Annotated in this window: 12 protein-coding genes and 1 riboswitch; of the genes, 3 read left to right on the forward strand and 9 right to left on the reverse strand. The window is 55.8% G+C overall.

Annotated elements, in window-relative coordinates:
- Positions 1 to 9: 9 nt before the first annotated feature.
- Entirely contained in the window at positions 10 to 999 is a 990-nt protein-coding gene (gene moaA, locus FDX04_RS12640) for a GTP 3',8-cyclase MoaA (protein WP_137361550.1), read from the reverse strand.
- A riboswitch (molybdenum cofactor riboswitch) is annotated at positions 987 to 1,132 on the reverse strand. (Overlaps the previous gene by 13 nt.)
- A 289-nt stretch (positions 1,133 to 1,421) precedes the next feature.
- Between moaA and yvcK the strand changes: the two genes are divergently transcribed.
- On the forward strand, positions 1,422 to 2,330 hold the full coding sequence (yvcK, locus tag FDX04_RS12645; protein WP_137361551.1) for a uridine diphosphate-N-acetylglucosamine-binding protein YvcK: 909 nt from the start codon (positions 1,422 to 1,424) through the stop codon (positions 2,328 to 2,330).
- A gap of 89 nt (positions 2,331 to 2,419) precedes the next feature.
- Here the strand turns inward: yvcK and uvrB are convergent, their stop codons facing one another.
- The 5 genes from uvrB to bioB form a co-directional block, all read right to left on the reverse strand.
- A complete protein-coding gene (gene uvrB / locus FDX04_RS12650; RefSeq protein WP_137371036.1) occupies positions 2,420 to 4,441 on the reverse strand; it encodes an excinuclease ABC subunit UvrB in 2,022 nt (673 codons plus the stop codon).
- 617 nt (positions 4,442 to 5,058) lie between these two features.
- Entirely contained in the window at positions 5,059 to 5,757 is a 699-nt protein-coding gene (bioD, locus tag FDX04_RS12660; RefSeq protein WP_137361553.1) for a dethiobiotin synthase, read from the reverse strand.
- Positions 5,750 to 6,505, reverse strand: coding sequence for a malonyl-ACP O-methyltransferase BioC (bioC, locus tag FDX04_RS12665; protein WP_137371037.1), 756 nt, complete (start codon positions 6,503 to 6,505; stop codon positions 5,750 to 5,752). Before bioC ends, bioD begins: the two co-directional genes overlap by 8 nt.
- Positions 6,489 to 7,646: an 8-amino-7-oxononanoate synthase gene (bioF, locus tag FDX04_RS12670; protein ID WP_137371038.1), complete on the reverse strand. Its 1,158-nt coding sequence runs from the start codon at positions 7,644 to 7,646 to the stop codon at positions 6,489 to 6,491. The genes bioC and bioF overlap by 17 nt, the downstream gene beginning before the upstream one ends.
- Complete coding sequence (bioB, locus tag FDX04_RS12675) at positions 7,643 to 8,683, reverse strand: biotin synthase BioB (protein ID WP_042309634.1); 1,041 nt, start codon at positions 8,681 to 8,683, stop codon at positions 7,643 to 7,645. Before bioB ends, bioF begins: the two co-directional genes overlap by 4 nt.
- A gap of 76 nt (positions 8,684 to 8,759) precedes the next feature.
- On the opposite strand from bioB, the gene bioA reads away from it, so the two are divergent.
- Both bioA and FDX04_RS12685 read left to right on the forward strand, forming a co-directional pair.
- Positions 8,760 to 10,049 carry an adenosylmethionine--8-amino-7-oxononanoate transaminase gene (bioA, locus tag FDX04_RS12680; protein WP_137371039.1) on the forward strand — a complete coding sequence of 430 codons (1,290 nt, stop codon included), beginning with the start codon at positions 8,760 to 8,762 and terminating at the stop codon, positions 10,047 to 10,049.
- Between the two features lie 57 nt (positions 10,050 to 10,106).
- Entirely contained in the window at positions 10,107 to 10,583 is a 477-nt protein-coding gene (locus tag FDX04_RS12685) for a kinase inhibitor (protein ID WP_038639028.1), read from the forward strand.
- Positions 10,584 to 10,662: 79 nt separating this feature from the next.
- Here FDX04_RS12685 and hutH read toward each other — a convergent pair whose 3' ends face one another.
- The 3 genes from hutH to FDX04_RS12700 form a co-directional block, all read right to left on the reverse strand.
- Positions 10,663 to 12,183, reverse strand: coding sequence for a histidine ammonia-lyase (gene hutH, locus FDX04_RS12690; protein ID WP_137371040.1), 1,521 nt, complete (start codon positions 12,181 to 12,183; stop codon positions 10,663 to 10,665).
- A gap of 1 nt (position 12,184) precedes the next feature.
- Positions 12,185 to 13,870 carry a urocanate hydratase gene (gene hutU, locus FDX04_RS12695; RefSeq protein WP_137361556.1) on the reverse strand — a complete coding sequence of 562 codons (1,686 nt, stop codon included), beginning with the start codon at positions 13,868 to 13,870 and terminating at the stop codon, positions 12,185 to 12,187.
- A 137-nt stretch (positions 13,871 to 14,007) separates the two neighbouring features.
- Positions 14,008 to 14,727: a histidine utilization repressor gene (locus FDX04_RS12700; RefSeq protein ID WP_137371041.1), complete on the reverse strand. Its 720-nt coding sequence runs from the start codon at positions 14,725 to 14,727 to the stop codon at positions 14,008 to 14,010.
- Positions 14,728 to 14,767 lie beyond the last annotated feature (40 nt).

Raw genomic sequence — 14,767 nt, forward strand, 5'->3', positions numbered from 1 at the left:
TTTTAGCGATCAGCCGCCAATGTAAGATAAGTTTTGCGTAATACCGGTATTGTTCTGATGCAGGAAATGGGTCTGCTTTTTCTCCAGCAGCGCGGTTGAAATGCGTTCTTCCAGCGCGGATTGCTGAGCGTCATCTTCCAGCAAGTCACGCAGGCTTACGCCGCCTTCACCAAATAAACACAGGTGCAGCTTGCCGACAGAGGAAACGCGCAGACGATTACAGGTGGCGCAAAAGTCTTTCTCATAAGGCATGATCAGACCAATTTCGCCAGCATAATCAGGATGACAGAAAACCTGAGCCGGGCCGTCGCTGCGCTGTCGGATCTGGTGGATCCAGCCGCGACGCAGCAGCTCATCGCGCAGTACCTGTCCGGAAATATGGTGTTTACGGAAGAGAGAGGTGCCCTCGCCCGTTTCCATCAGTTCAATAAAACGCAGTTGAATAGGACGAGGTTGTATCCACGCCAGGAAGGTGTCCAGTTGATGATGGTTTACATCGCGCATCAGCACCGTGTTGACCTTCACTTTTTCGAAACCGGCATCAAAGGCGGCGTCAATGCCCGCCATCACCTGCTGAAATTTGTCCTGCCCGGTAATGGCGTGAAACTGACGGGCATCGAGACTGTCGACGCTGACGTTGAGTGCCGTCAGACCTGCATCGCGCCAGGCGGCAGCATCGCGCGCCAGACGATAACCATTGGTCGTTACCGCAATCTGACGGATGGCGTCGTTTTCACGCACGGCGGCAATAATGTCGGTAAAATCGCGACGTAATGAGGGTTCGCCCCCTGTCAGGCGCACTTTTTCCGTCCCCAGACTGGCGAACGCACGGGTGACGCGGCGAATTTCATCAACGGTCAAAAAGCCGTTATTGGTGACCCCACCGGGCTTATAGCCATCCGGCAGGCAGTAGGTGCAACGAAAGTTACACACATCGGTAATCGACAAACGTAAGTAGTAAAACTTACGCGCGAAAGCATCGGTAAGTTGAGAGCCCATGTACACCTTTCCAAATACGGGAGACGCAGTCATTTCTTCCTGCGCCCTGGTGACAATCTCGTTCGAGCATTGCCACGGCCAAAGCACCGTATCATTTGACCCAGGTGCAGAGGCTAGAGTGTTTATACTCATCATACTTTGAGTACGTAGTGGTTATGCCGATACTAGCGTGTAAATGGCGATAATGCCAAGCACACTTACGCTGTATAAATGCGTATATAGCGACATGATCGTGCAATTTCGCTACAGAATAAGCAAAAACCACAGTTTTGCATTGATATACATCATCTTGCTGTCAGGTGCATGTCGTCAGAAAGGGGTAGATCGCCGAAAATTAATTTCGGCAAATGCCAACTGGATAATTGCTGAAAACACGCTATTTACGGTACTGTAGCGCCGATCAATTGATATCAGGAAACTCTATGCGCACTCGCACGCTGGCAGATTTAGATCGCGTTGTCGCTCTCGGCGGAGGGCATGGATTAGGACGCGTTCTCTCCTCACTTTCCCCTTTAGGTTCACGACTGACGGGTATCGTCACCACCACCGATAATGGCGGCTCCACGGGGCGTATTCGTCGTTCTGAAGGCGGCATCGCCTGGGGTGACATGCGTAACTGCCTGAACCAGTTAATTACCCAACCCAGCGTTGCATCCGCTATGTTTGAATACCGTTTTGGCGGTAATGGCGAGCTTTCCGGACATAACCTCGGAAATTTAATGTTAAAGGCGCTCGATCACCTCAGCGTGCGGCCTCTGGAAGCCATAAATTTAATTCGCAACCTGCTGAAGGTCGATGCGCATTTAATTCCGATGTCAGAGCTGCCGGTGGATCTGATGGCTATTGATGATCAGGGGCATGAAGTCTATGGCGAAGTGAATATCGATCAGCTCACTATCCCTCCTCAGGAACTGATGCTGTCGCCAAAAGTCCCCACCACGCGAGAAGCGGTTGAGGCAATCGCCGAAGCGGATTTGATTCTGATAGGACCAGGCAGTTTTTATACCAGCCTGATGCCGATCCTGCTGCTCGACGAACTGGCGCAGGCATTACGGCGTACCCCCGCCAGGATGGTCTACATTGGCAACCTGGGTCGCGAATTAAGCCTGCCAGCAGCCAGCCTGACGCTTAACGATAAGCTGGCAATCATCGAACAGTACGTTGGCAAGAAAGTGATAGACGCGGTGGTTGTCGGCCCGAAAGTAGATGTTTCCGCCGTTACCGGCCGCATTGTGATTCAGGAAGTACTGGAGGCCAGCGATATTCCGTACCGTCATGACCGTCAGCTGCTGCACCGCGCGCTGGAAAAAGCGGTACAGGCATTAGGCTGAACGGACCGGCCTGATGCGCCGCGCATCAGGCCGACAAACGCAAGCACCCCGTAGGCCGGATAAGGGGATACCCCGCATCCGGCACAAGCTTACGATGCCGCAATAAATAACTCGCGCAGTTGATGCAGTTGATCGCGGATCGTCGCGGCTTCTTCAAATTCGAGATTCTGCGCATGCTGCATCATTTGCCCTTCCAGCTCATGAATCTTCTGCTGCAAAGCTTTTGGCGTCATATCCAGTTCGACAACGTCAGACTTCGTACCCGCACGTGACTTCCCTTTGCCCTTCGCCTTGGTCTTCGCAATATTCTGACCCAGCGCCAGAATATCGACCACTTTCTTGTTCAGCCCCTGCGGCGTAATACCGTGCTCTTTGTTGTAAAGCTGCTGTTTCTCGCGACGACGTTCAGTTTCACCAATTGCCTTGGCCATCGAGGCGGTAATTTTATCGCCGTAGAGAATCGCCTTGCCGTTGATGTTACGCGCCGCGCGACCAATGGTCTGGATAAGTGAGCGTTCAGAGCGCAGGAACCCTTCTTTGTCTGCGTCCAGAATCGCCACCAGCGAGACCTCAGGCATGTCCAGGCCCTCGCGTAACAGGTTGATACCCACCAGCACGTCAAACTCGCCCAGACGCAGGTCACGAATGATTTCCATGCGTTCCACGGTATCGATGTCGGAGTGCAGATAGCGCACCCGCTCGCCGTGCTCTTCGAGGTATTCGGTGAGGTCTTCCGCCATACGTTTGGTAAGCGTGGTGACCAACACACGTTCGTTAATCGCCGCACGCGTGCGGATCTCCGACAGCAGATCGTCAACCTGCGTCGCCACCGGACGCACTTCTATCACCGGATCCAGCAGGCCGGTCGGTCGTACCACCTGATCAACCACGTCATCACCGGATTTCTCCAGCTCATAGTTCCCCGGCGTCGCCGAGACGTAGATGGTCTGCGGGGCCAGCGCCTCAAACTCTTCAAATTTAAGCGGACGGTTATCCAGCGCCGAGGGCAGACGGAATCCGTATTCGACCAGGGTCTCTTTACGCGCCCGATCACCGCGATACATGCCGCCAATTTGCGGAATAGTCACGTGGGATTCATCCACCACCAGCAGGCCATCGGCAGGCAGGTAATCAAACAGCGTCGGCGGCGGCTCGCCTGGACCGCGTCCGGACAGATAGCGGGAATAGTTTTCAATCCCCGAGCAATAACCCAGCTCGTTCATCATTTCCAGATCGAACTGTGTACGCTGGCTTAAGCGCTGCTCTTCCAGCAACTTGTTATTCGCCAGCAGATTTTTACGGCGGTCTGCCAGCTCGACTTTAATTTCTTCCATCGCCTGTACGATACGTTCGCGCGGCGTGACGTAGTGCGTTTTCGGGTAGATGGTATAGCGGGAAATAGTCGATTCAACCTGCCCGGTAAGTGGGTCAAACAGCGACAAACGTTCGACTTCCTCATCGAACAGTTCCACGCGCAGCGCAATGTCGTCAGATTCAGCCGGAAAAATGTCGATAACTTCACCACGTACGCGGAAGGTCCCGCGCTGGAATGCCTGATCGTTACGGGTATATTGCAGCTCCGCCAGACGACGCAGGATCGCGCGCTGGTCGATAATCATCCCCACCGTAAGGTGCAGCATCATTTTCAGGTACAGGTCCGGGTCGCCCAAACCATAAATGGCGGAAACCGACGCCACCACAACGACGTCACGACGTTCCAGCAGCGCTTTAGTCGCCGACAGACGCATCTGCTCAATGTGTTCGTTGACCGAGGCATCCTTCTCGATGAAGGTATCAGAACTCGGTACGTAAGCTTCCGGCTGATAATAGTCGTAGTAGGAGACAAAATATTCCACCGCGTTTTCCGGGAAGAACTCTTTCATCTCACCGTACAGCTGCGCAGCAAGCGTCTTGTTAGGCGCCAGCACCATGGTAGGACGCTGTAGGTCCGCAATTACATTCGCGATGGTGAATGTTTTCCCCGAGCCCGTCACCCCCAGCAGCGTCTGATGCGCCAGACCGTCCTCCAGACCTTCTTCCAGGCGACGTATCGCCTCAGGCTGATCGCCAGAGGGTTTAAAAGCGGAATTTAGTTTGAACGGTTTACTCATGAGCAGCTACCTGAAGCAATGGGCGGGCAGGTGTGTAATTTTACTCGCAGTAGTATATAATGCCAGTAAAATATACTGGATGAAAAAACAGTAACGCGCCAGAATATTTCTGTTACACCCGTCAAATGGCCGTGACGGCAGGCCAAAATTTGCCCCCAGACAAAATAAAACACCAGCAAAAACGTGTTATCCCCAAACCAATGCCTTTTTTAACATTTGTCAAGCCAGCCGATGAAAGTTTTATGGCAACACATGACACTTCTGCGACAGCCATTGATTTTATCTAACCACCTGTAATTTAATGATTATTATCTCAAGACGTCTTTCGCATCAATTTAGTCGCAAGCCGCGTCTTCTCTCGCTTACATTGTGTTTTCTAACCCTAATACACAAGGTTATCCACAGGAATAGTGGATAACTGCCTCCAGCCCGTGTGGACTGTAGCCTGGCAAAAACGCACTGACTCTCTTTTCCGGGGGGATAAAAAAAAATTATCGCTATTTTTTGATATTTATCAGCTAACGAGGCGGTCAGGGAGAGCCGAGATCTTGCTCGCATTTTCACCATATTCTTGTCCGCGTACTGCAATAGCGACCAGCGTTATTTCCCGCCTCGATTCAACCGGCTGATGCCGTCAAAGACAAAATGCTCAGATCGAGATAACGTCCGGTCGATGCCTGCTCAGGATCTTCTGCCAGCCAGGGAATTTCCCCCAGCATAGGTGCTGGAATCACGCGCTTCAGCGTCGCCATGTATTCCGCATGACGTTTGCCGGGCGGCGTCACATCATTGGCTACCCATCCGGCAAGCGTCAGTCCGGCCTGCTGCACCGCCTGGGCGGTCAGAATGGCGTGATTGATGCAGCCGAGCTTAACGCCAACCACCAGAATCACCGGCAACTGCTCCGTTTTGACCCAGTCGGAAAAACTCAGCGTTGGCGAAAGCGGCGTAAACCATCCCCCTGCCCCCTCCACCAGTACCCAGTCAGCTTGCGCTTCAAGCGTGCGTAAACCCGCAGACATCACGGAGGCCAGAATGGGGCGACCTTCGTCGGCGCTGATGATATGCGGCGAGGTGGGTTCGGCGAAGGTGTAGGGGTTAATCGCCGCATAGTCCGCCGCCACAACGCTATTGCGTTGTAATGCCAACGCATCGCTGTTTCGCAGGCCATCAGCCGTCATTTCACTGCCTGACGCCACCGGCTTGTAGCCGACGGTTCGCAACCCCAGCTCTCCCGCAGCCTGAAGCAACGCACAGCTGGCGATAGTTTTACCGACTTCGGTGTCCGTCCCGGTGACAAAATACGTTTTAGTCACGTTGAATTACTCCTAAAAAAAGATGGTAGGTCAGCGGGTATTTCCCCTGCTGACAGGGCCAGGCTAACTGTAGCTGGCGCAGCTGAGCGCGCGTCAGCACACGCTGCTCGCGCCCATCATGCAAATGCGTCGCGCCGATGCCTTTTAGCGAGCGCATAGCACTCAGCGCATCATCAAACCACAGCGTGACGGCATGAGACTGGTATTCAACATCCCAGTCATACAGGGCGTTTTCCAGTTGTTCCACGGGCAAAAAACGGTTGGCATGCTCCCGATCGTCAACCGCCTGCCAGGCCTGACGAAGTTCCAGCATCGAACCCTGCGCCAGGGTACTAAACGCCACCGTCCCGCCAGGACGCACCACCCGGTAAAGCTCGCTTAACGCGCCGCGCAGGTCACTACACCACTGTACGGCCAGATTACTCCAGGCCAGGTCAAAGCTCGCGGTTGCCTGCGGGATGGCTTCGATATCCGCCAGTAGATAGTGATGGGCGACATCGTGACGCTGCGCTTCAGCCAGCATTTGCGATGACAGATCCAGCGCGCAAACCTCGCTCCCCTGCTCGCGCCAGTAGCGACTCATACGCCCCGGCCCACAGCCCGCATCCAATACCTGCGAGAACGTACTGCCATCCAGTAGCGCCAGTAACGCATCGGTACTCTGACGCTGTAGCTCTGCGTGTTGTTCATAGTGAGTGGCAGCGCGGCCAAACGCGGCGGCAATCGCCTGTTTATTGACCTGCGCCATGCAACACCTCCAGTAGACGATCGATATCCTGCACCTCATGTGCCTGCGTCAGCGTCAGCCGTAATCTGGCCGTACCGGTGGGCACCGTCGGCGGGCGAATTGCCGTCACCCAGCATCCCTGTTGCCGTAGCGCATCCGCCAGCTGCAAGGCTTTATGGTTATCGCCAACAATCAGCGGCTGAATAGCACTGGCAGAATTCGCCAGCGTTAAGCCCGCCGTATTCACCCCAGCGCGAAAACGCTGGATCAGCATCGCTAACTTTTCCCGGCGTTCATCGCCTTCACGGCTGCGGATCACCGCCAGCGCGGCGCGCAGGGCCTGAGCCTGTGCCGGAGGCATACTGGTGCTGTAGATCAGATGGCGGGCAAACTGCAACAGATAGTCGGCCACGCTGTCAGAACACAGGATTGCCGCGCCGCTGACGCCAAATCCTTTACCAAACGTCACCACTAACAGTTCGGGTTTCACCTGCTGTCGCCAGCAGGAGCCGCGCCCTTCTGCACCGGTTACGCCAACGCCGTGCGCATCGTCCACCAGCAGCCACGCACCGTGTCGTTCCGCCGCCGCGTGGATTTCAGCGAGCGGCGCGCTGTCGCCATCCATGCTGAATACGCCTTCAGTGACCACAAGCTGCTGCCCCGGACAGGGGACAGTCAGCAGACGATCCAGATGTTGCGGATCGTTATGGGTAAAGCGACGTAAAACAGCCGGGCTAAGGCTGGCGGTCTCCAACAGCGAGGCATGGCTAAGCCTGTCGGCGACAATGCGATCGTCTTTTTTCATCAATGCGGCTATCACCGCCTGATTAGCGGCAAAACCGGAGATAAATAACAACGCCCGCGAATAGCCCAGCCACTGCGCCAGCTCTTCTTCCAGCGCCTGGTGAGCCACGGAATAACCGCTGACATGACCCGATCCGCCGCTGCCGACGCCAAAACGTTCAGCTCCCTGCTGCCACGCGCAGATAATCTGCGGATGGTGGCTTAAGCCAAGGTAGTCGTTGCTGGAGAAATTCAGATACTGGCGGCCGTCGGTCTGCAACCAACGACCGGCGCCCTGAGTCACCGCATAGCGCCGACGCCACGCATCAGCGCAACGACACGCCGTGAGCGCATCGTCAATTTTTTGCTGCCAGGTCATACGGTTGCCGCGTTGTAGTAATCGTCGGTATCCGGGGTACGCAGCGCCTGCTCCAGACGTTGTTGCTGTTCGTTATCCCCCGCCAGCACCGCCGTTTGCTGCGGGTTGAGACCCAGCTTGCGGAACAACAGCAAATCTTTATCTTCATTCGGGTTCGGCGTGGTCAGCAATTTGCAGCCGTAGAAAATCGAGTTAGCCCCGGCCATAAAGCACATCGCCTGGGTTTGCTCGTTCATCTGCTCGCGCCCGGCAGAAAGACGCACGTAAGAGGTTGGCATCATGATGCGCGCCACGGCGATGGTACGGATGAAATCAAACGCGTCGACGTCGTCGTTATCGGCAAGCGGCGTGCCCTTCACTTTCACCAGCATGTTGATCGGCACGCTTTCCGGCGGCGTCGGCAGATTGGCTAATTGCAGCAGCAGACCGGCGCGATCGGTGACCGTTTCGCCTAATCCGACAATACCGCCTGAGCAGACTTTAATCCCGGCTTCACGCACTTTATCCAGCGTATCCAGACGTTCCTGATAAGACCGGGTGGTGATGATATTGCCGTAAAATTCCGGCGAGGTGTCGAGGTTATGGTTGTAGTAATCCAGACCCGCATCGGCCAGGCGCTGGGCCTGGGTTTCGTTGAGCGTGCCCAGCGTCATACAAGCTTCCAGCCCCAACTCTTTCACGCCCTGAACCATCTGTTCCAGGTAAGGCATATCGCGCTCGTGCGGGTTCTTCCACGCCGCCCCCATGCAAAACCGCGTTGAACCGGCCTGCTTCGCTTTACGCGCCGAGTCCAGTACCTGTTCCACTTCCATCAGGCGTTCCGTTTCCAGACCCGTTTTATAGCGGGAACTTTGCGGACAATATTTGCAGTCTTCCGGGCAGGCGCCGGTCTTAATCGACAACAGCGTACTGACCTGTACCTGCTGCGGATCGAAGTGCTGACGATGAACCTGTTGCGCTTCAAACAGGAGATCAAGCAGTGGTTTTTCAAATAATTCGGTGACTTGCGACATTGTCCAGCGAGAAGAATGAGCCATATTGGTATACGTTTCGTTGTCAGTTTGGTGTAGACTCGTAAACCTAAATCTTTTTAATTTGGTTTACAAGTCGATTATGACAACGGACGATCTTGCATTTGACCAACGCCATATCTGGCACCCTTACACCTCCATGACCTCCCCGTTGCCGGTTTATCCGGTGGCGCAAGCCGAAGGTTGCGAACTGGTTTTAGCCAGCGGTGAGCGGCTGATTGACGGCATGTCGTCCTGGTGGGCGGCGATCCACGGTTACAATCACCCGCAGTTGAACGCCGCAATGAAAACGCAGATTGACGCTATGTCGCATGTGATGTTTGGCGGCATTACCCATGCCCCGGCCATCACGCTATGTCGCCAACTGGTGGACATGACGCCCGAAGCGCTGGAGTGCGTTTTTCTCGCAGATTCAGGTTCGGTCGCCGTGGAAGTGGCGATGAAAATGGCGCTGCAATACTGGCAGGCTAAAGGGGAATCTCGCCAGCGTTTCCTGACATTTCGTAACGGTTATCACGGCGATACCTTCGGCGCGATGTCGGTCTGCGATCCCGACAACTCGATGCACAGTCTGTGGAAAGGGTATCTGCCGGAAAACCTGTTTGCACCTGCGCCGCAAAGCCGCATGGGCGGCGAGTGGGACGAACTGGACATGGTGCCTTTTGCCCGCCTGATGGCCGCGCATCGTCACGAGATTGCGGCGGTGATCCTCGAGCCAATTGTGCAGGGCGCTGGCGGCATGCGCATGTACCATCCTGAGTGGTTAAAGCGTATCCGTAAGATGTGCGACCGGGAAGGCATCCTGCTGATTGCCGATGAGATTGCCACCGGATTTGGCCGCACCGGCAAGCTGTTTGCCTGCGAGCACGCCGATATTACGCCGGATATTTTGTGCCTCGGCAAAGCGTTAACCGGCGGAACGATGACCCTTTCCGCGACCCTGACCACCCGCCTGGTCGCAGAAACCATCAGCAATGGCGAAGCGGGCTGCTTCATGCACGGCCCGACCTTTATGGGCAATCCGCTGGCTTGTGCCGTCGCCTCCGCCAGCCTGTCGCTTCTCAACACCGGCGAGTGGCGCTCGCAGGTCGCGGCCATTGAAGCACAGTTGCGTGCAGAACTCGCTCCGGCGGCGGACTCCTGTTGGGTCGCCGACGTACGCGTGCTCGGCGCAATCGGCGTGATAGAAACCACCCAGCCGGTAAATATGGCGGCATTACAGAAGTTCTTTGTTGAACAGGGCGTGTGGGTCCGACCGTTTGGCAAGCTGATCTATCTGATGCCACCGTACATTATTCAGCCCGAGCAGTTGCGCCGCCTGACTCAGGCCGTCAATGAAGCTGTGTGCCATGCAACATTTTTTAGCGATTAATCAGCGGTAAGCTCTACGGTTTCTGGCTACACTTTTTGGCTAACGAGAGGAGTCAGTATGAAACTAATCAGTAACGATCTGCGTGATGGGGAGAAGCTTGGGCATCGTCACGTCTTTAACGGCATGGGATATGACGGGGATAATATTTCTCCGCATCTGGCATGGGATGATGTGCCCGCCGGGACTAAAAGCTTTGTCGTGACCTGTTACGATCCTGATGCGCCCACCGGCTCCGGCTGGTGGCACTGGGTAGTCGTAAATCTGCCTGCGGATACCCGCGTTCTCACGCAAGGCTTCGGCTCCGGGCTGGTTGCACTGCCGGATGGGGTGATTCAGACCCGTACGGATTTTGGTAAAGCCGGTTATGGCGGCGCAGCGCCGCCGAAGGGGGAAACTCATCGCTATATCTTTACGGTTCACGCACTGGATGTAGAGCGTATTGATGTCGATGAGGACGCCAGCGGCGCGATGGTTGGATTTAATGTTCACTTCCACTCGCTCGCCAGCGCCTCGATTACGGCGATGTTTAGTTAAGTGCTGTTGTGCCGGATGTCGGCTTCGCCTTCATCCGGCCTACAAAGCAGACCGTAGGCCTGCGCCATCAGGCATTTCTCTACAGAAATTCAGGCAGCAATTTCAGCAACGTTCCTTGCGCTAACAGTTCAGTCGCACACTCAATATCCGGGGCGAAAAAGCGATCCTGCGTATAATGGGCAACCCGCTCGCGTAGCGCCCGGCGCGCTTGCTCGAGCAATGGACTTGAGGTTAACCCTTCACGTAGATCGATTCCCTGACACGCCGCCAGCCACTCGACGGCAATCACGCCGCGCGTATTCGCCGCCATCTCCCACAGCCTGCGACCCGCCGCGGGAGCCATAGAGACATGATCCTCCTGGTTGGCGGATGTCGGTAAGCTGTCTACGCTATGCGGATGCGCCAGCGCTTTGTTCTCGCTCGCCAGCGCGGCAGCCGTCACCTGAGCAATCATAAAGCCGGAGTTAACTCCGCCATTTTTCACCAGGAAAGGCGGCAGTTGCGACATGTGTTTATCCATCATTAACGCAATGCGTCGCTCCGATAAGGCCCCGATTTCCGCAATCGCCAGCGCCAGGTTATCCGCCGCCATCGCCACGGGTTCAGCATGGAAGTTGCCGCCGGAAATCACATCACCTTCTTCGGCAAACACCAGCGGGTTGTCGGAAACCGCGTTAGCTTCCACCAGCAGAACATCCATCACCTGGCGCATTTGCGTCAGACATGCCCCCATCACCTGCGGCTGACAGCGCAGAGAATACGGGTCCTGCACTTTTTCACAGTTATGATGCGACTGCGAAAGCGCACTGGAATCCGTCAACACATGACGGTACAGCGCCGCGGCGTCAATCTGTCCGCGTTGTCCTCGCGCGGCATGAATCCGCGCGTCAAACGGACGACGAGAGCCTAGCACGGCTTCGGTGGTCATCGCCCCGCACACCGTTGCGGACGCAAACAGCTCCTGAGCTTCAATTAGCCCACGCAGCGCAAAGGCCGTCGAAGCCTGGGTGCCGTTGAGCAGCGCCAGCCCTTCTTTCGCTTCCAGCGTTATCGGCTCCAGCCCGGCCTTTTTCAGCGCTTCGGTCGCCGGGAGCCATTCCCCCTGCCAGCGCGCCTTCCCTTCGCCCAGCAGCGTCAGGGACATATGTGCCAGCGGTGCCAGGTCACCCGATGCTCCTACGGAGCCTTTCGCCGGGATCAGGGGATACACCTCGGCATTCACCAGCGCAATCAGCGCTTCAATCACGCTCAGGCGAATACCGGAAAAACCGCGTGCCAGGCTGTTGATTTTCAGCACCATAATCAGACGCACCATCGCGTCGTCCAGCGCCTCGCCGACGCCAGCCGCATGGGAAAGCACCAACGAGCGCTGCAGATTCTGCAAATCTTCTGTGGCGATACGGGTCTGGGCCAGCAGTCCAAAACCGGTATTAATACCGTATGCTGTACGGCCTTCAGCGACAATGTTATTGACGCAGGCGACGCTTGCGTTAATGGCGTCAATCGCGCTGGCATCAAGGCTTAGTTGGACCGGTTGCTGCCAGATGTCGCGGAGCTGTGCAAAAGTCAGTTGGCCCGGCGTTAATGTCATGGTATTCATCTCAGCGTTTCCCCTGCGTCGCAGCAACCATCGGCAAATTCAATCCTTCTTCGACAGCACATTCCACCGCAATATCATACCCGGCGTCAGCGTGGCGCATCACCCCGGTGGCCGGATCGTTATGCAATACCCGGGCAATACGTGCAGCGGCTTCATCAGTGCCATCACAAACAATGACCATCCCGGCATGCTGGGAGAACCCCATTCCCACTCCGCCACCGTGGTGCAATGACACCCACGTCGCGCCGCTGGCGGTGTTCAGCAGCGCATTCAGCAGCGGCCAGTCGGATACGGCGTCAGACCCGTCGCGCATGGCTTCGGTTTCGCGGTTCGGACTGGCAACGGAGCCGGAGTCCAGATGGTCACGGCCAATAACAATTGGCGCGGACACTTCGCCGCTGCGCACCATTTCATTAAACGCCAGCCCCAGCTTCTGACGCCATTCCAGGCCGACCCAGCAGATACGCGCCGGTAAGCCCTGGAAGTTAATCCGCTCACGCGCCATATCCAGCCAGTGATGCAGGTGTTTATCGTCAGCCACGATCTCTTTCACTTTGGCATCGGTTTTATAAATATCCTGCGGATCGCCAGAAAGCGCCACCCAGCGGAACGGGCCAATGCCACGACAGAACAGCGGTCGAATATACGCTGGCACAAAGCCGGGGAAATCAAAGGCATTTTCCACGCCCATCTCTTTGGCCATCTGGCGAATGTTATTGCCATAATCAAACGTCGGTACGCCCATTTTGCTAAATGCCAGCATCGCTTCAACATGCGTTGCCATTGAGCGTTTCGCCGCCTGCACTGTACCCTGCGGATCGGACACCGCTTTCGCCTGATACTCTTCCCAGCTCCAGCCGGACGGCAGATAACCATGCAGCGGATCGTGGGCGCTGGTCTGGTCGGTCACCATATCCGGGCGCACACCACGTTTCACCAGCTCCGGCACAACGTCGGCGGCGTTCGCGCACAGCGCAATGGAAACCGCTTTACCCTCACGGGTGTACTTATCGATACGCGCCAGCGCATCGTCCAGCGATGTCGCCTGCTCGTCCACGTATCGGGTACGCAGACGAAAATCAATGCGGCTTTGCTGACATTCAATGTTCAGCGAGCATGCGCCCGCCAGCGTCGCGGCTAACGGCTGCGCCCCGCCCATCCCGCCCAGCCCGGCGGTTAGCACCCAGCGTCCGCTCAGGTTACCCTGATAATGCTGACGCCCGGCCTCAACAAAGGTTTCATACGTCCCCTGCACGATGCCCTGGCTACCAATGTAGATCCAGCTCCCGGCGGTCATCTGACCGTACATCGCCAGTCCTTTAGCATCCAGCTCGTTGAAGTGCTCCCAGGTTGCCCAGTGCGGAACCAGGTTAGAGTTAGCAATCAGTACACGCGGGGCGTTGTCATGGGTTTTGAACACACCGACCGGTTTACCCGACTGGACCAGCAGGGTCTCATCGCTCTCCAGTTGCGTCAGCGCATTAACGATGGCGTCGTAACATTCCCAGTCACGCGCGGCGCGGCCAATCCCGCCGTATACCACCAGCTCATGCGGATTTTCCGCCACGTCGGGATCCAGGTTGTTCATTAACATGCGCAGCGGGGCTTCGGTCAGCCAGCTTTTGGCCGTTAGGGTGGTGCCACGCGGGGCACGAATATCCTGCTGACGATATTTGCTATGGGACATGACAGAAAACTCCTCACGAACGTCGGATAGATAAGTAACATATACTTGTCTATACAAGCTGCCGCAAGGATGATTTTAACAATTAAGATACATTTTTATTATATTGCGTCAGCAATCACGGTTTTGGTATCCCGACATCAGGACATAAACCGTCCTTGCAGGCGATAGCGGGAACCCGGAAACAGCAAACGGGCATGAGAGACAATGGATGACGCGGACCAGGTTTTGCGGCGGATCAGCAAGCAGGGATCGTGTTCTTTGATATTCAGCAACGTGCACTCTTCAGCAGTGGCGCGTACCGCTTCGACAATGTGCTCACCTTCCGTTAAAGGGGCGATCAGCGACAGGTAAGCGTGCGGCGTGGTCTGGCTGTAATCCTGCGCCAGATACTCCGGCACAATCTCCGCATTCACACAGCGATCTTCAATTTGTACCGGCAAATCGTTCTCGTAGTGCACCATGATGGAGTGAAAAATGGGGGTGCCTTCTTTAACGTTTAACACCAAAGCCTGCTGCGCGTTGGCCTGGGTTCTTTCCAGCGTCAGAACTTCACAACGGTGCTGATGCTGACGCGCGTTGATTTCATCCGCAATGCTGCGAATTTCAAACAGCGCAGACTGACCTTTTGGCTCGGCGACAAACGTCCCCACCCCCTGCAAACGTACCAGCAACCCCTCATCCGTTAACTCACGCAGTGCCCGATTGATGGTCATTCGGCTAAAACCATACTGTGCCACCAGCTCTGCCTCAGACGGGATACGATCGTGAGCTTGCCAGATGCCGCTGGCAATTTTTTCGCTGATCTCCTGTTTTACCTTTTCGTAAAAAGGGGCCGGAGCAGAACGGGATGGGAGCATGCGTGTGCCTTCCTTAAGCTGAAATGTGAATGGGTATAGT

It is taken from the genome of Citrobacter sp. wls615, from assembly GCF_005281355.1.
In the GTDB taxonomy this organism is placed as follows: Bacteria; Pseudomonadota; Gammaproteobacteria; order Enterobacterales; family Enterobacteriaceae; genus Citrobacter; species Citrobacter werkmanii.